This window comes from Flavobacterium sp. (assembly GCF_041392005.1).
In the GTDB taxonomy this organism is placed as follows: domain Bacteria; phylum Bacteroidota; class Bacteroidia; order Flavobacteriales; family Flavobacteriaceae; genus Flavobacterium.
Map to the genome: position 1 here is coordinate 22,138 of NZ_JAWKMX010000003.1, position 17,623 is coordinate 39,760.

Here is a 17,623-nt window from a genome sequence, read left to right on the forward strand (position 1 = left end):
ATGGCGCAGCCAAAAAATATACTAGTAATAAGGCTCTCAGCTATGGGTGATGTCGCTATGACAATTCCTGTGTTGCGAGCTTTTTCTTTACAATACCCAGAAGTAAAAACAACGGTTGTTTCTCGTCCGTTTTTTAAACCTTTTTTTAACGATATTCATAATCTTACTTTTTTTGCAATTGATGTAAAAAAGCGTCACAAGGGTTTCTTAGGATTATTGCGTTTATATTCTGATTTAAAAAAATATAAAATTGATGCTGTAGCTGATTTACACAATGTACTTCGTTCAAAAATTGTTAGGACATTATTTGCATTAAGCGGAAAAAAAGTGGCAGCAACCGATAAAGGCAGAACCGAAAAAAAGGCATTAACCCGAGCTGAAAATAAAGTTTTTAAGCCAGTAAAATCAATGTTTCAAAGGCATGTAGCTACTTTTGAAAAATTAGGTTTTTCTATAGATTTATCACTTCCTCAATTTCCCGAAAAGGCAATTTTATCCAATGAAATTATAGCTACAACAGGAAAAAAAGAATCAAAATGGATAGGTATAGCGCCTTTTGCTCAATACGAAAGTAAAGTATATCCACAAGATTTAATGCAACAAGTTATAGACGATTTAGCCAAAGAAAAAGTAAAAATATTTCTTTTTGGTGGCGGAAAAGAAGAGATTGAAAAACTGAATGCGCTAAAAAATGAGCACGAAAATGTTGTGGTTATTGCTGGAAAATTAAATTTTGAACAAGAACTCGATTTAATTTCAAATTTAGATATAATGTTGTCAATGGATAGTGGTAATGCACATATTGCAGCCATGCTAGGTGTAAAAGTAATAACACTTTGGGGAGCCACACATCCGTATGCGGGATTCAAACCTTTTCATCAACCCGATGAATTTTGCATCACTGCTAATCGAGAACAATATCCGTTATTACCAACATCAGTTTATGGAAATAAAACAGTAGCTGGTTATGAAAATGTAATGCGAACAATTTTACCTGAAAAAGTAGTTTCCAGTATTCAGTCGCAATTAACTGAAAACTGAAAACTGTTAACTAATTACACATCGTCATAATCTACTTTTATAGTTGGTGTAACCGGATGCGCTTGACAAGTTAATATTAAACCTTCTTCAATTTCGTCATCAGTTAAAATTTGATTTTTCTTCATTTCGGCTTTACCTTCGGTAACACGAGCAATACAACTACTGCATATACCGCCTTGACACGAATAAGGTGCGTCTAAATTATGCTTTAAAGCAGCCTCTAATATCGTTTGTTTTTGGCTCATTTCTACTGTTGTTTCCTCATCATCTAAAAGAAAAGTTACCTGTGTATGGCCATCGGCAGTGATGTTATTTTCATTTGTAGTAGTTGATGTGGTAAACAATTCAAACTTTATATCATTTTCTTTTACATGATGTTCTTTTAATGTGGCGCTAACTAAATTGATCATTTCTTCTGGTCCGCATAAATAAAATTTATCAAACGATTTTTCGCTGTGTTTGTTAAACAAAATGTTGTTTACAACTGCTTTGTCAATTCGTCCAAACCACTCACTTTTGTTGGATTGGCTAAACACATGATGCACAAAAAGGCGACCTACATATTGGTTTTGTAAATCGTGTAATTGGTTGAAAAAAATGGTTTCTTCGGGTGATTTATTACCGTAAACTAAAATGAAGGAACTTTGTGGTTCGTTTTCTAAAACCGCTTGTAAAATTGACATTACTGGCGTTATACCACTTCCTGCTGCAAAACCAACATAGTTTTTTTGTTTGTCGGTTTGTGGTTCGAATGTGAATTTTCCCTCAGGAGTACTTACTTCAAGTACATTGCCAACAGCTAATTTATCATTAGCAAATGTTGAAAAGAAACCGTTTTTTACGGCTTTAATTGAAACGCGCAATTCGCCACTATTGGGTGAAGTACAAATACTGTAGGCACGACGCACTTCTTGTCCGTCGAGAGTGGCTTTTAAAGTGACGTACTGCCCCGCTTTAAATTGGTAAAAGTCTTTGAATTCGGTTGGAATATTAAAAGCTACTGATATAGCCGAAGGTGTTTCGCGTGTGATATCTTTTATACTAAGTTTATAAAATGTTGACATAGTTTGTTTGTTTTTTACAAAAATACGATTAATGATTCAATTTGAAAATTTGAATTTTTTAAAAAAATAATACCTAACTTATTTATACATAAGAAAATTATGTATATGTTTGTAACGCGTTAGGGATTGAAGCAAACTACCTTGTAGTGCGGAAAGCCCGCCTTGTGGAAAAACGCAGTTTTTGTACAAGGAACGCCCAAAAAAAATAAAAAATGAAAAATTCGCAATTGTATAAAGGGAGTTTAAACACTATAATAATGAAGCTTTTAGAGGAAAAGGGCAGAATGTATGGGTATGAAATTACGCAAAAAGTGAAGGAAATTACCAAAGGCGAACTTACCATTACTGAAGGTGCGCTTTATCCTGCATTACACAAATTGGAAGCGGAAGGATTGCTTGATGTTGAGGTGGAAAAAGTAGATAATCGGCTACGGAAGTATTATAAATTAACCGAAAAAGGCACGACTGAAACTGTAAATCGCCTTGCGGAATTGGAAGAATTTATTAAAAATATGCAAACGATTGTAAATCCTAAATTGAGTTATTAAGATGAAACTTTCTCCAGCACAAATCGACCGTCTTTACCAATTTACACGCCAACATTATGTTGAGTATTACGATTTACAAACCGAATTGGTCGATCATTTAGCGAATGCTATTGAAGCGCAATGGCAAGAAAACCCAACGCTTGACTTTGAAACCGCTTTGCAAATCGAGTTTAAAAAATTTGGTGTTTTTGGGTTTATGAATGTAGTAGAACAACGCCAAGCAGCCATGAACAAAAAATACAGCAAGTTGGTGTGGCAACACTTTAAAGCATTTTTTACCATTCCAAAAGTGATGCTAACAATCGGTTTACTGCTAGTTACTTATTTTTTTATAAAAACATTTTATTATCAATACATCTTTTCCATTGCTATGTTGGTTTTAGCTGTTGTTTTGTTTGCAGCACTTTTTATAGAAAACAGAAAAATAAAAAAACGGAAAAAAGAAACAGGTAAAACATGGCTTTTTGAGCAAATAATATTTAATTACGGTGCTTTTTCCGGACTTTTGTATTTGCCGTTAAATTTTAGCAATTTGTTTAGCCGATCAGAAGAGTTACCAAATAATTATGTGTTGTTTTTAGTGGCTTTTTTAATCGTTTCTTTTTATTTGGTTTCGTATATTATTATAAAAATTATACCAAGTAAAGCCGAACAGTATTTAAAAGAAACCTATCCAGAGTATGAAATGGTAAAATAAAACTGTAACAAATCACACTTATTTTCAACGTATATAAAAACATCTTTATAATGATAGCACAATTTTTAGCCCTTCAATGGAAATCTTTTTTTCGATCGAAAAGCTTTGGAACCAACCTATTTCTAAAAATTGTAATGATTTTTGGAGCCATTTATTTTGCTTTCGTTTTTGCAGGTTTAGGCTTTGGTGTTTACTTTATTTTAAAGAAAATGAACCTCGAACCGTTGCCTACAGTAAGTGGTTATATAGCATTTTACTTTATTGCCGATTTAACCATACGCTTTTTTTTGCAAAGCATGCCAACGCTACAAATACGACCATTGCTTACACAAAATATAAAGAAAAATAGTATTGTAAATTTTACTTTAGGCAAAACTATTTTGTCGTTTTTTAACTTTGTACATTGGTTTTTCTTTATTCCGTTTATTATAGTTTTAATGGTAAAAGAACCCAATCCGCTTAATAGTTTGTTTTGGGGAATAAGTATGCTGTTGTTTGTATATTGCAACAATTTTATTGCCATTCTTATAGATAAAAAAGATGCTATTTTTTATGCTGTTGTTAGCGTTTTTGCTATACTTGGAGTATTACAATATTTTAATATTTTTAATTCGGTTTCGTATTTGTCGCTAGTATTTCAAGTTTTTGTAAAAGATTGGTTTTACGTGTTAATTCCGCTTTTATTATTAATTATATTATATGTAATAACCTTTAAATTTTTTAAAAGAAATTTATATTTAGATGCTGGTTTAGCAGGAAAACATGAAGAAGCAAAAACCGAAAATTTAAGTTGGCTCGATAAATGGGGAACTCTTGGCGAATTTATTAAAAACGACATTCGATTAATAAAACGAAACAAACGCGCAAGAACAACAGTTTTAATGAGTGTTTTGTTTATTTTTTATGGACTATTGTTTTTTACCAATTCTATCGATGCTTACAGTGCTCCAGTTTGGAAAATTTTTGCAGGAATTTTTGTTTCTGGCGGATTTTTACTCAATTTTGGACAGTTTGTGCCCAGTTGGGACAGTTCGTATTATCCGCTTATGATGACGCAAAACATAACTTATAAAGACTATCTAACTTCAAAATGGTGGTTAATGGTTATAGGAACAGTTGTTACCACTATTTTAGCGTCGTTTTATTTGTATTTTGGTTGGGAAGTTTATTTAGCCATTGTAACAGGTGCTATTTTTAATATTGGTGTAAACTCAACCTTGGTTATGCTAGGTGGCGCATATATTAAAACACCAATAGATTTAACGAGTAACAAAAATGCTTTTGGCGATAAAAAGTCGTTTAACGTAAAAACACTTTTAATTTCGTTACCAAAATTATTGCTGCCAATGTTGCTTTACGCAATAGGTTATTATACTATAAGTTGGCAATTTGGTTATTTATTGGTAGCATTAGCAGGAGTTTTTGGTTTTTTATTTAGAAACAAAATATTTAAACACATAGAAAAAGTGTACCAAACGCAAAAATACGACACATTAGAAGCATACAAACAAAAATAAATAAATTGATGATACAAGTACAAAATTTAAAAAAAGCATACAACGGAACAGTTGTTTTACATATAGAGAATTTAGAAATACCAAAGGGGCAAAGTTTTGGCTTAGTAGGTAATAATGGCGCTGGAAAAACAACTTTTTTCAGCCTTTTACTCGATTTAATTCGCCCGTCAAACGGAAAAATTACATCAAACGGAATTGTCGTTTCAGAATCGGAAGAGTGGAAACCGTTTACTGCAGCATTTATCGATGAAACATTTTTAATAGGCTACTTAACACCCGAAGAATATTTTTATTTCGTGGGTAATTTACGCGGTTGGAACAAAGCTGATGTAGATGTTTTTATTGCAAAATATCAAGATTTTTTTAATGATGAAATTTTAAATAAAAAGAAATATTTACGCGATTTATCAAAAGGAAATGCTAAAAAAGTAGGCATCATTAGTGCCTTAATTGGCAACCCAGAAGTTGTTATTTTAGACGAACCCTTTGCTAATTTAGACCCAACAACACAAATTCGCCTAAAACGAATTATTAAAGAACTAGCCGACGATAACAACACTACGGTTTTAGTATCGAGCCACGATTTACAACATACCGTTGAGGTTTCGCACCGTATAGTAGTACTAAATAAAGGGGAAGTGGTAAAAGATATTATACCAAACGAACAAACCTTAAAAGAACTCGAAGAATTTTTCTCGGTGTAATAAAAAACCTCAAAAAATGAACTTTTTTTGAGGTTTTTAAATGGTTGAAAATTATTAAATTAAGCAAAAAGTGCTTTTAATTCGGTGGCTTCATTAGGTTGCATTTTTCCCGCTAACACTAAACTCAATTGTTTTCTGCGTAAAGCAGCTTCAAAACGTTGTTTTTCCAATTCGGTTTGAGGTTCAACTGCTGGAACAGCAACAGGACGCCCTGTTTCATCAACCGCTACAAAAGTATAAATAGCTTCGTTGGCTTTGTTTTTTATGCCCGATTCGCGATCTTCAATCCACACATCAATATAAATTTCCATTGAAGAGTTAAAGGTTCGCGAAACTTTTGCTTCTACCGTTACGACGCTTCCTAAAGGAATAGCTCTGTTAAATGCCACGTGATTTACCGATGCAGTAACGCATACTCTACGCGAATGACGCCGCGCCGTTATACTAGCAGCTCTGTCCATACGCGCTAAAAGCTCACCACCAAATAAATTGTTCAATGGGTTGGTTTCGCCAGGTAAAACCAAATCGGTTAAAGTAGTTAAAGAGTCAGATGGAAATTTTGGTTGCATAGTTTAGTTTTTTTTGCAAAGATAAAATCTCCATTGCGAAATAGCCATAAAAAAATCCCAAATTTTGGGATTTTGAATTATTCAATTAAAAGCCAGGCTTCTTTATGGCCTTGGTTGTGAAGCTTTAACTTTTCCATTTCGGCTTCTTCTTTCGTTTTAAAACTACCAAAAGTAACGGGGTACAAACCATGTTTGTTTTGAGGTAGTGTAGTTGCATTAAAACCTTTATTTAGTAAAACTTGCTGTGCTTTTTTAGCATTATCGTCGTTTCTAAAAGCACCAGCTATAATATGATAATGCAATTTTTCTTCGCTAACAGGAAGTTCTACTACAATTGATGGTGCTTCAATAAAAAAAGTAGCTTGTTGCAATTTTTGTTGTACTTTTTCTTGCACGTTTTTTTGCACTAAAAGCATTTCTTTCTCAACCTTAATATCATAATATTGTTTGTATCCAAAAGCGCCAACGGTTCCTAAAAGCGCAAAAACGGCAGCATATTTTAAAAACGTATAGTTATTTGCTTTACGTTTTGGTGCAATAAGTATAGGTGCTTTTTCTTCTAATTGTGCTACATCTTGTTTTAAAGTTTCGCGTAAAATTTTTGGCGATGCAAATTGAGATAAACCAAAAGAACTCGTTAAATAATTAGTAGTAGTATCGGGACTAAAAAACAAAGAATTATTTGATTTATTAAAAACTAGTGTTCCTATTTTAGACAACGAAATACTATTATTATCCGCTAAAATAGTTTGCCATTCTAAAACTTGAGTTTCTATTTTTTGTGTAGCTTTTTCAAAACTAATTTTTTCAGCAACAGCTATATAATTGGTCAATAAGCCATCGTTATTTTTAATGTTAGCATTAAAAGTAATTACTTTTCTAGGCGGCGTAAAAGTGGTGTTTCCGTCTAATTTTGCCGACACAGTTTCGGTAATAAAAGCACCAAAATTGGGTACAATTATGCAATTGTGACGGTATAATAAATTAGCAATGTAGTTTTCTATAATCATATCAACAAAATTAAATAAACTATGCTTGTTACAAAATTTTATTAACAAATTTTATTAACAAATTTTATTGTTTTTTATGATAAAACGCATAGTTTTTTCTTTTTGAGTATATTACTTTTGATTAGAATTAAAAATAAATAATATGATAACAATAAATAGATGCTTGTTTGTTTTTGCTATACTTGTTTTTATAAGTTGTGGCAATAAGAAGGAAGGCGATTTTTCTAAACCAACAAGCGAAGAAATTGAAACAAACACAAGCTTAGAACCAGCAAGTGAAATTAATGAAAATGAAAAACAGCCCGTTGCTGGAAATGTAAACGAAGGAAAAAAAATTTTTGAAGGGAAAGGAACTTGCTCTGCGTGCCATCAACCTTCAGCAAAAATTATTGGGCCAAGTTTACAAGAAATTTCTAAAATTTATAAGGATAAAAAGGCTAATATGGTTACTTTTTTAAAAGGCGAGGGCGAACCTATTGTTGATCCTTCACAATATGATGTGATGAAAACTAATTTTGCAATTACAAAGCAAATGAGTGATCAAGAGTTATACGATTTACAAGCGTATATTTATTCGTTTTAATTTTAAAATGAATCGATAACAAGTTTAAAACCCACTCGCGGAATGGTATCAATTCGTACGTGGGTTTCTTCTTTTAGAATTTTGCGTAAGCGCGAAATAAATACATCTAAACTGCGTCCTAAAAAATAATCGTCGCTTCCCCATAAATTTGTAAGAATAGTTTCGCGTTTTAGTACAATATTTGTATTATCTATAAAAAGTTTTAACAAAGCTGTTTCGCGCTCGGTTAGTGTAATTTCGGCAGCGTCATTTTTTAACAAATAGTTTTCGGGTTCAAATGTAAAAGAGCCTAGAGTGTACGATTTTATTTTTTTATCGGTTTGTTTTTGGCTTCGGTTTAAGAAAATTTCTATTTTTAAAATAAGTTCTTCAATTGAATAGGGTTTCACTAAGTAGTCGTCTGCTCCTAAACGCAATCCTTTAATGCGATCTTCCTTTAGTGTTTTTGCCGATAGGAAAATAATAGGAATTTCGGTGTTTCGTTTTCTAATTTCGGTAGCAATTTCAAACCCATCCATATCGGGAAGCATAATATCGAGCACACATAAATCGAAATCGTCGTTACAAAAAAGTTCAAAACCTTGTTTTCCGTTATTTGCGTGAATTACATCGAAATGTTGTTCTAAATTATCGCTTGTTAAAAAGGCAAGGGTTTCGTCGTCTTCTACATATAAAATTCTTTTTTTACTCATAATAAATATCTTTTTTGGGCACAATAATTTCGGTTTGTAATCCTGTTGCGGTGTTTTTTACCGTTATTTTCCAATGATGAAGGTCGCATATTTTTTTTACATACGCTAATCCAATACCAAAACCTTCAATTTCTTCGCTGTCTTTTCTTTTTACGCGATAAAATTTATCAAAAATAAAAGGTAAATCTTTTTCAGGAATTCCAGGTCCGTTATCGGTAAAAACAAGAAAAAACGATGCCTGTTTTTCGATAACACTAACCGAGATTACAGGGTTTTTAGTACCATATTTTACGGCATTGTCTATTAAATTGTATAAAATATTATAAAAGTGAAATTCATCGGCATTTATGTAAACATTACAATTAGAAGCAATTTTTAACGAAATGTTTTTACTTTGTTTTAGGACAATGTTTTCTTTAATCAGTTCTAGTGTTTTGTAAAAATTAACTTGCGTTTTTTGCAACTGAATTTGATGGCTATTGGTTCGCGCAATTGATAGTATTTGTTCGATATGTTGGTTGAGTTTATTGCTCTGTTTCGTAATAATTTGCAGGTATTTACTCAATTTCGGATTTTGTTGTATTTCTTTCTGGTTCTGTGCATAGTTAGAAGCAATTAAAATAGACGACAGCGGTGTTTTAAATTCGTGTGTCATATTGTTAATAAAATCGGTTTGTAATTCTGAATAATGTTTTTGTTGTAATAATAAAAAGACAGAATATACATAGATAATAAGAACTAAAAACAAAACAGCGGTATAAATCCAATATTGTTTTAAATTGCTAAAATAGGTTTTGTTAATATTTGGAAACCGTACGGCAAAATAATAAATTAAATCAGAATTTTTAGTAAAACAGTCTTCGCATTTGTCTTTTGCTTCGCCTTTACTAGAAATGTAATTTCCATACACCATTTCATCGGTTCCACAATTGTAAATAGCGTATTCAAAATCTTGATCTAGTTTTACTTTATTAAACTCTACCATTAAATAATGTTCTAAAATTTTGTTTTCAAACACATCATCAACATTAACAATATAATAATTGTCGGTAATTTTTTTTATTTGGTTCGATATAGGTAAACTTGTATTGTTTCCTTCGTAAATTTTTTCAACCACATCTTGCAATGCAAAATGAATTTTGTTATCAATTTCATTTTTTTCAAACTGATAGGCTTGGCGCAATAAAAACAGCTGCATAATAATAACACCTATTATAGCAAGCAAACCAAAACCAATAACAATATTTAATTTAGATAAACGCATTAACAACTAATTAACAACAATTAAAAACTGATTAACAACAGCTATAAAATTACTTTATAAATTTGTGGTATCAAAATTAGTAATAACTTATAAAAACAAGTAAATATGAAAAATTTAAAATTAACATTAGTAGCATTATGTGTTTCTGTAGTTTCATTTGCACAAACAAGACCAGCAAAAGCAACTATAAAACCAGCTCCTGTTAAAATGGAAGCGCAACAAGCACAACAACCTCAAAAAAAATCGCAATTAACATGGGATACAGAAACGCACGATTTTGGCGATATTGAAAGAGGTAAACCTGTAACGTACGAATTTACATTTACAAATACTTCTAAAGAAACTATTTTATTAACAAATGTAAAACCGTCTTGTGGTTGTACTGCTGCTAACTATACTAAAACACCAATTAAACCAGGTGAAAAAGGATACGTTTCTGCTACATACAATGCAGCTTCTCCAAACGCTTTTAACAAAGCAATTACCGTAACAACAAACGAAGAAAATGTTGCGCCTACAAGATTAATGATTAAAGGAACGGTTTTAGTACCAGAAAAAGAAGAAAAATCGATCTTATTAAAATAATAAAGTAATTACTTAATTCTTTTCAAAATCCTCTTCAATTGAAGAGGATTTTTTATTTTTATACAATGAAAGAAGTTTATATAACAACACCACTTGGAACCGCCAAAATTGTAGGAAATAAAAATGGAATTACCGAAATTTCTGTTGGACACAAAAAGCCTGTTTCAATAGAAATACCAAAAGAACTACAACAAGCTGTTAACCAATTAACAGCCTATTTTAAAGGAAATTTAAACCAATTCGAGTTAAAACTTAATCCAGAAGGCACCGAATTTCAACAAAAAGTTTGGCAAGAATTACAACAAATTCCTTACGGAAAAACCATTTCATATTTAGAGCTTTCAAAAAAGCTAGACAATATAAAAGCTATTCGTGCGGTTGCCGCTGCCAACGGTAAAAATCCGCTTTGGATTGTTGTACCCTGCCATCGCGTTATTGGTTCCAACGGCTCTTTAACTGGTTATGCCGGTGGTTTATGGCGCAAACAATGGCTTTTAGAGCACGAAAAAGGCGAAAAACAACAAACTTTATTCTAATAGGTTTAATTCAGTTGTAATTTTTTATAAATTAGTACAATCTAATTCAATCTAATTCAATCTAATTTTGATGAAATTTATAAAAAACTTCTTTAAATGGCTGGCTATTATTTTAGCTACAATTATTATATTAGCGTACATTTTTGATGTCGATTATTTACTAAGAGCCGTGCGAACCATATATTTTCGTGGTCATACGACTGCTTTTTTAGACGATTATACACATTTCCCAAATCGAGAAATTAAAAAAGGAACGGCGCAACCTTGGGCAATTGCAAAAGATTACAATTCGGTTTCTGCCACAAAAAACTTAGAAAACACGCACAAAGAACTACAAACCGTAGCGTATTTAATTATCAAAAATGATAGTATTTGGCACGAAAGTTATTTCGATGGTTATAATAAAGATTCTAAATCCAATTCTTTTTCAATGGCAAAAAGTGTGGTTACATTAGCTTTAGGAAAAGCCATAATGGAAGGAAAAATTAAAAATTTAGATCAAAAAGTAACCGATTTTTTTCCTGAATTAAAAGGCAAATATGCAAGTGAAGTTACCGTTGGCGATTTATCTTCAATGGCTTCAGGCTTAAGCTGGGACGAACGCTATTATAGTCCGTTTTCCATTGTAACACGTGCTTATTTTGATGATGATTTAAAGAAAGTAATTCTTGGACTAGAAGTAAAAGATAAACCAGGACAATCGTTCAACTATTTAAGCGGTGCAACCCAACTATTAGCGATGTGCATTGAAAAAGCAACGGGAGACTATTTATCCGATTATGTGTCGAAAAACTTTTGGCAACCTATGGGAGCAGAGAATGAAGCACTTTGGCAATTAGACCACGAACCCGATGGTATTGAAAAAGCGTATTGTTGTATTGCGAGTAATGCACGCGATTTTGCTCGTTTTGGTAAACTAATGAAACAACACGGAAAATGGAACAACCAACAACTTCTCGATTCTGCTTTTGTACAAAAATGTGTTACGCCTCGCTTTGCCGAAAGCCCAGAATATGGCTATGGTTGGTGGATGGCAACAGTAAACGATAAGAAATTGTATTATATGCGAGGCCACTTAGGGCAATTTGTAATCGTAATTCCAGAAGACGATGTTATAATTGTGCGTCTTGGGCATTTAAAAGGGTTACAAACCGCAACCAACCCACATAGTAATGATTTATACGTGTATGTAGAGGAAGCGTATCAGATGTTAGATAAGAGAAAATAGAGGAAAGAAGAAAGAGGAAAGAAAATAGAGTATAGATTAACTTGAAACTTGAAACGAAGTAACAACTATAAACAATAAACAAATGATAGAAAAAATTCAACTCAATAATATACTGTTTTTAGATATTGAAACCGTTCCGCAATACGATTCTTATTTAGGAATGGATCATGAAACTCAAAAATTATGGGAGCAAAAAACCCAATACCAACGTCGCGATGAAGTTACGGCTGAAGATTTTTATGACCGAGCAGGAATTTGGGCCGAATTTGGAAAAATCATTTGTATTTCAGTAGGGTATTTTACCAACAAAGCCGATATTCGAAACTTTAGAGTAACGAGTTTTTGGGGAGAAGAAAAGAAAATTTTACAAGATTTTGCCAATTTACTAAACCAACATTTTAATGGTGCGTCTCATGTTTTATGCGGACATAATGCAAAAGAATTCGACATTCCGTTTATTGCGCGCCGCATGATTATTCACGGTGTAGCATTACCCGACAAATTGAATTTATTTGGAAAAAAACCTTGGGAAGTTCCACATTTAGATACGTTAGAATTGTGGAAATTTGGCGATTATAAACACTTTACTTCATTACGCTTACTAACCAAAATATTAGATATTCCATCGCCTAAAGACGATATCGACGGCAGCGAAGTAGCACGTGTTTTTTATATTGAAAAGAACATCGACCGTATTATTACCTATTGCGAAAAAGACGTTATTGCAGTTGCTCAAATTTTCTTGCGTTTCCGAAGAGAAGATTTGTTGATAGATGAAGAAATTACGCATGTATAGTTTAATATATTATACTAACTTTGAAACTTTCTAACCTTAAACTTTCAACTAAAAATTATGGTTTTAAGCAGATTTTGGCTCGTTATATTCGTTTGTTCTATCATTTTTGTAATTGCAGGATTGTTTACCAATCAATATTATTCCATCGATTATGTATTAAATGGAAAACAAGGCGAACCACTTTTAATAAGTGAAAAATACTTAAACGAAATTCCAAAATTTGTTCAAGACAGTTTAAAAGTTTCTAAAAACAACGAGTTTGTTTTAAATAAAGTTTCTGCTGATGCTGATACTACGTATGTTTACAACAAACAAACGGTAAAAATCTACAGCGGCACACAAAAAGCCGATGGTTTATTACCCATGGCAAAAAGCAGCTTGTTAGATTTAATTCTTCCGTTAATTGCCTATTTAGCGTTCTTTTGTGGTATCATGGAATTGTTGATTATTTCTGGTGCTTCCGAAAAACTCGCAGGGTATTTAAGTCCAGTTTTTTCTAAAATATTTCCTTCTATCCCAAAAAATCACGAATCCATTTCATACATGACTTTAAATTTTGCGGCCAACTTTTTAGGTTTAGATTCTGCTGCAACACCTTTCGGGTTAAAAGCCATGGAAAAACTGCAAGAAATTAATCCTGATAAAGACAAAGCTAGCGATGCACAAATTATGTTTATGTGTTTACATGCTGCAGGCTTAACTTTAATCCCAACTTCAATTATTGGTTATCGTGCTGCTGAAAATGCAGCTAACCCAGCCGATGTAATGTTGCCATGTATTATTACATCGTTTATTGGAACTATTGCCGCTTTTATTTTAGTAGGAATAAAGCAACGTATCAATTTTAAAAGCGCTTCGTTATTAGTCGGGTTAATGTCGTTAATTGGAGCTATTATTGGGTTATTGTTTTATGTAAACACGTTAGATTTAATAGGTAAAAATTATTTTACTGCTAATTTATCAGGTGTTTTATTATTAGCGATTATAGGATTTACATTAGTTTTTTCATTCATAAACGAAAAGAAATTCATTGCCAAAAACACCAATTTATTCGACACTTTTGTTGTTGGAGCCAATAATGGATTAAAAACAGGAGCCATGATTTTTCCTTACGTTATGGGAATGTTAGTGGCAATTTCCTTGTTTAGAAACAGTGGTTTATTCGAGTTAATTAGTCAAGGAATGGCGTTTGTATTTTCACATTTAGGCGTTCACAAAGAAATTATCGATTCGTTACCAGTTGCCATGTTGCGACCTTTTGCTTCGAGTGGTTCACGCGGATTTATGATTGATGCTATGCGCGTTTACGGACCCGATTCTTTCGCAGGCCGTTTAAGTTGTATTTTCCAATGTAGTGCCGAAACTACTTTTTATGTTATTGCGGTTTACTTTGGGTCGGTAAATATTAAAGATACCCGTTACACGTTATGGATGATGTTGTTAGTAGATTTAATTTGTGTGTTAACGGCAATTTTTGTGGCAAGTTGGTTTTTTTAGGAAAAAAACATTTTCCTGCAAGGTTTTCAAAACCTTGTAGGTATAATAACAAAAATTTCAATGAAATTAGAAATATTGCAAAAAGATAAATTTTATCACATTTACAATAGAGGAATAAATGGCTGTAATATTTTTAGTTTAAATGAAAACAAGTCTTATTTTCTAAAATTAGTTTCTAAGTATTTAAATGATAAAGTTTCGATATTAGCTTTTTGTTTAATGGATAATCATTTTCACTTTGTAATACAAGTAACAGAAGATGAGAAAATTGTAACTCAAGCTTTTTCAAACTTATTTAATGCTTATGCAAAAGCGTATAATAAGCAACAAAATAGAACTGGAAGTTTATTTGAAAAACATTTTAAGAGGATTGAATTAACTTCTGATGAATATTTAAAAAATGTAATTATTTATGTTCATTTAAATCCTTATCATCACTTGAATATTGATTTTGTTGATTTCGAATTTTCTTCCTACCAAAATATTGTAAATAATTCTGAATCATTGGTAAACAAATTTGAAGTTATAAATTTATTTGACGATGTTGATAATTTTAAATATTGTCACAATTCAAAAAAAAGAACTTTGGCGAGTAAATTTACGTTAGAATGATAAAACCTACAAGGTCAGTTAGACCTTGCAGGTTAATAGTACGTGATAAATAGCCCCGATAGAAGCGGCATCCTTTTTTAGTTTAGATTGCCACGTCATTCTTCATCACAATGACAAACTAAAAAAGATATAGCGAATAGCGGGACAATTGTTGTTTTGAAAAATGCTTTTCTGCTTTAAATAAAAACCTACAAGGTTTTCAAGACCTTGCAGGTTAATTTCAAAAAATCCGTATCTTTACATCACTTAAAAAACGAACACACAATGGATTTTATATACCAAGATCCGTATCCGATTTTAAAAGACGATACGCAATACAAGAAATTAACTTCTGATTACGTTACCATTGAAAAATTAGGCGATAGAGAAATATTAGTGGTTAACCCAAAAGGTTTAGAATTATTAGCCGAAGAAGCCATGTTTGATGTTGCTTTTATGCTTCGCACCAAACACTTACAAAGTTTACACAATATTTTAAACGACCCAGAAGCAACCGATAACGACCGATTTGTTGCCTATAACTTATTAGAAAACGCAAAAGTAGCAATAGATAAACAACTACCTTCTTGTCAAGATACGGGAACGGCAATTGTTGTGGCAAAAAAAGGAGAAAATGTGTACACAGGCGTTGATGACGCCGAATATTTATCGCGCGGTGTTTTCAATACGTATCAAAAAAGAAATTTACGTTATTCTCAAATTGTACCCATTAGTATGTTTGAGGAGAAAAATTCGGGTTCTAACTTACCTGCACAAATTGATATTTATGCTAAAAAAGGAAATTCGTATGAGTTTCTATTTTTAGCAAAAGGTGGAGGTTCGGCCAACAAAACGTTTTTGTACCAACAAACAAAATCGTTATTGAATGAAAAATCGATGACGGAATTTGTAAAACAAAAAATAAAAGATTTAGGAACATCGGCTTGTCCGCCGTATCACTTGGCTTTAGTTATTGGTGGAACTTCTGCAGAAGCGAATTTAGCAGCAGTTAAAAAAGCATCTGCTGGGTATTATGATAATTTACCAACATCAGGAAACATGGCAGGCCAAGCTTTCCGCGATTTAGAATGGGAAGCGAGAGTACAACAAATTTGCTACGAAAGTGGAATAGGAGCCCAATTTGGTGGAAAATATTTTGTACATGATGTGCGTGTCATTCGTTTACCGCGTCACGCTGCTTCTTGTCCGGTTGGATTAGGCGTTTCCTGTTCGGCAGATCGAAACATTAAAGGAAAAATAACTAAAGATGGTATTTTCTTAGAGCAATTGGAAACGAATCCAGCTCAGTTTTTACCAGAAGTAGCGCCGCATTTAGAAGAACCTGTAATTGTGGATTTAAATCGTCCGATGAAAGATATCCTAGCAGAACTTTCTAAATATCCCATCAAAACACGATTAAAATTAAACGGAACAGTAATCGTTGCGCGTGATATTGCACACGCTAAGATTAAAGAAATGCTAGACGCTGGGCAACCTATGCCAGCGTATTTTAAAAATCACCCAGTATATTATGCAGGACCAGCAAAAACGCCAGAAGGAATGCCGTCGGGAAGTTTTGGACCTACAACCGCTGGGCGTATGGATCCGTATGTTGAGGAATTCCAGAAACACGGTGGAAGTATGGTTATGTTAGCTAAAGGAAACCGTTCAAAGCAAGTTTCAGATGCTTGCGCGAAGTATGGCGGATTCTATTTAGGTTCAATTGGTGGACCAGCGGCTATTTTGGCAAAAGAAAATATTCTTTCGGTTGAGGTAGTCGATTTCCCAGAATTAGGAATGGAAGCCGTTCGTAAAATTGAAGTAAAAGATTTCCCTGCGTTTATTATTACAGATGATAAAGGAAATGATTTCTTTGCGAATTTGAAGTAGTTCTTTTAGAGAATAGAATAAAGAAAAAAGACCTGTTAGTGAATGCTAGCAGGTTTTAGTGTTTAAAGAGTGGAGACAATTTAATAATATTTTGACGTTATAATTATATGAAAAACATCTTTATCATATTAGTTTCATTTGTTATTTTTTCTTGTGAAAAGAAAGAAAAATCATATGAAGAATTAGAAGCGGAAGTTTTATCTGATGTTTTGCCAGATATTATTCATAATTATACAAGTTTTATTCATTTATTACCCCCTCCTCCTGAAGCAATTGATAGCTCTAATTATTCTATAAAACAAATTAGACTTATAGAGAAAAATCAAGATTCAATTTTTAAAGCATTTTTAATAAGAAGAGAAGAATATATAAATTCTATTAAAATTTTAGCCAAACAAAATAAAAAGCTTAAAATTGGAATGATGAATTATTTAATTTCAAATGATATTGAGGATAGAAATGAATTTATAGAATTAGATGAAGAAAGATTAATAAGTGAATCAGAATTATTGAAATCTACTTTAGATATTAAATTAATTGAGCGAGATTCTATTGCAGCAAAAGGTGAATTTTTTGACGATTCTGAAATTAATGGGATTTTGCTTGGTGTTTCAAGAGTTTCGTTTAATAAAGAAAAAAATATGGCATATTTTGAAATATATAGATTTTTAAATTCTAAACCTGATATTGTAATCGCGAAGAAAGTAAATAATAAATGGGTACTAAGAGAATATGACAATGGATTTGGTTTACCTTTAGTTTTTCCTTAATTAAAATTAATCTTTTTTCGTCATTGCGAACCTGTAAGGTG

Annotated in this window: 19 protein-coding genes; 14 read left to right on the top strand and 5 right to left on the bottom strand. The window is 32.3% G+C overall.

Annotated features, from left to right (window positions below; genetic code table 11):
• Complete coding sequence (locus tag R2808_RS02705; protein ID WP_371269403.1) at positions 1-1,041, top strand: glycosyltransferase family 9 protein; 1,041 nt, start codon at positions 1-3, stop codon at positions 1,039-1,041.
• Positions 1,042-1,055: 14 nt separating this feature from the next.
• On the opposite strand, the gene R2808_RS02710 is transcribed toward R2808_RS02705, so the two are convergent.
• The gene (locus tag R2808_RS02710; RefSeq protein ID WP_371269404.1) at positions 1,056-2,105 is read right to left on the bottom strand and encodes a 2Fe-2S iron-sulfur cluster-binding protein; all 1,050 of its coding nucleotides are present in this window, start codon (positions 2,103-2,105) and stop codon (positions 1,056-1,058) included.
• Positions 2,106-2,317: 212 nt separating this feature from the next.
• Between R2808_RS02710 and R2808_RS02715 the strand changes: the two genes are divergently transcribed.
• Genes R2808_RS02715 through R2808_RS02730 form a run of 4 tightly spaced genes read left to right on the top strand, consistent with a single transcriptional unit; the run spans position 2,318 to position 5,571 of the window.
• Entirely contained in the window at positions 2,318-2,653 is a 336-nt protein-coding gene (locus R2808_RS02715; protein WP_371269405.1) for a PadR family transcriptional regulator, read from the top strand.
• Between the two features lies 1 nt (position 2,654).
• The gene (locus R2808_RS02720) at positions 2,655-3,350 is read left to right on the top strand and encodes a hypothetical protein (RefSeq protein WP_371269406.1); all 696 of its coding nucleotides are present in this window, start codon (positions 2,655-2,657) and stop codon (positions 3,348-3,350) included.
• Positions 3,351-3,400: 50 nt separating this feature from the next.
• Positions 3,401-4,867, top strand: a complete 1,467-nt coding sequence (locus R2808_RS02725; protein ID WP_371269407.1) for a DUF5687 family protein — start codon at positions 3,401-3,403, stop codon at positions 4,865-4,867.
• Positions 4,868-4,875: 8 nt separating this feature from the next.
• A complete protein-coding gene (locus R2808_RS02730) occupies positions 4,876-5,571 on the top strand; it encodes an ABC transporter ATP-binding protein (RefSeq protein WP_371269408.1) in 696 nt (231 codons plus the stop codon).
• 59 nt (positions 5,572-5,630) lie between these two features.
• Here the strand turns inward: R2808_RS02730 and R2808_RS02735 are convergent, their stop codons facing one another.
• On the bottom strand, positions 5,631-6,140 hold the full coding sequence (locus R2808_RS02735) for an acyl-CoA thioesterase (RefSeq protein ID WP_371269409.1): 510 nt from the start codon (positions 6,138-6,140) through the stop codon (positions 5,631-5,633).
• Positions 6,141-6,217: 77 nt separating this feature from the next.
• Positions 6,218-7,150: an SPOR domain-containing protein gene (locus tag R2808_RS02740; RefSeq protein WP_371269410.1), complete on the bottom strand. Its 933-nt coding sequence runs from the start codon at positions 7,148-7,150 to the stop codon at positions 6,218-6,220.
• A 142-nt stretch (positions 7,151-7,292) separates the two neighbouring features.
• Between R2808_RS02740 and R2808_RS02745 the strand changes: the two genes are divergently transcribed.
• Entirely contained in the window at positions 7,293-7,733 is a 441-nt protein-coding gene (locus R2808_RS02745) for a c-type cytochrome (RefSeq protein WP_371269411.1), read from the top strand.
• A 2-nt stretch (positions 7,734-7,735) separates the two neighbouring features.
• Here R2808_RS02745 and R2808_RS02750 read toward each other — a convergent pair whose 3' ends face one another.
• Both R2808_RS02750 and R2808_RS02755 read right to left on the bottom strand, forming a co-directional pair.
• On the bottom strand, positions 7,736-8,425 hold the full coding sequence (locus tag R2808_RS02750; protein WP_371269412.1) for a response regulator transcription factor: 690 nt from the start codon (positions 8,423-8,425) through the stop codon (positions 7,736-7,738).
• Entirely contained in the window at positions 8,418-9,689 is a 1,272-nt protein-coding gene (locus tag R2808_RS02755) for a sensor histidine kinase (RefSeq protein ID WP_371269413.1), read from the bottom strand. Before R2808_RS02755 ends, R2808_RS02750 begins: the two co-directional genes overlap by 8 nt.
• 105 nt (positions 9,690-9,794) lie before the next feature.
• On the opposite strand from R2808_RS02755, the gene R2808_RS02760 reads away from it, so the two are divergent.
• The 8 genes from R2808_RS02760 to R2808_RS02795 all read left to right on the top strand — a co-directional run bounded on the left by R2808_RS02760 (position 9,795) and on the right by R2808_RS02795 (position 17,582).
• Positions 9,795-10,274 (top strand): DUF1573 domain-containing protein, encoded by a 480-nt coding sequence (locus tag R2808_RS02760; protein ID WP_371269414.1) that lies wholly within the window; start codon positions 9,795-9,797, stop codon positions 10,272-10,274.
• 65 nt (positions 10,275-10,339) lie between these two features.
• Positions 10,340-10,810 (top strand): methylated-DNA--[protein]-cysteine S-methyltransferase, encoded by a 471-nt coding sequence (locus R2808_RS02765; RefSeq protein ID WP_371269415.1) that lies wholly within the window; start codon positions 10,340-10,342, stop codon positions 10,808-10,810.
• Positions 10,811-10,880: 70 nt separating this feature from the next.
• Positions 10,881-12,038, top strand: coding sequence for a serine hydrolase domain-containing protein (locus R2808_RS02770; protein WP_371269416.1), 1,158 nt, complete (start codon positions 10,881-10,883; stop codon positions 12,036-12,038).
• A gap of 82 nt (positions 12,039-12,120) precedes the next feature.
• Entirely contained in the window at positions 12,121-12,834 is a 714-nt protein-coding gene (locus tag R2808_RS02775; protein ID WP_371269418.1) for a 3'-5' exonuclease, read from the top strand.
• A 57-nt stretch (positions 12,835-12,891) separates the two neighbouring features.
• Positions 12,892-14,331, top strand: a complete 1,440-nt coding sequence (locus tag R2808_RS02780; RefSeq protein WP_371269419.1) for a nucleoside recognition domain-containing protein — start codon at positions 12,892-12,894, stop codon at positions 14,329-14,331.
• A gap of 60 nt (positions 14,332-14,391) precedes the next feature.
• Entirely contained in the window at positions 14,392-14,943 is a 552-nt protein-coding gene (locus tag R2808_RS02785) for a transposase (RefSeq protein ID WP_371269421.1), read from the top strand.
• 264 nt (positions 14,944-15,207) lie between these two features.
• Positions 15,208-16,812 (top strand): fumarate hydratase, encoded by a 1,605-nt coding sequence (locus R2808_RS02790; RefSeq protein WP_371269423.1) that lies wholly within the window; start codon positions 15,208-15,210, stop codon positions 16,810-16,812.
• A gap of 107 nt (positions 16,813-16,919) precedes the next feature.
• Positions 16,920-17,582 carry a hypothetical protein gene (locus R2808_RS02795; RefSeq protein ID WP_371269424.1) on the top strand — a complete coding sequence of 221 codons (663 nt, stop codon included), beginning with the start codon at positions 16,920-16,922 and terminating at the stop codon, positions 17,580-17,582.
• Positions 17,583-17,623: the final 41 nt, after the last annotated feature.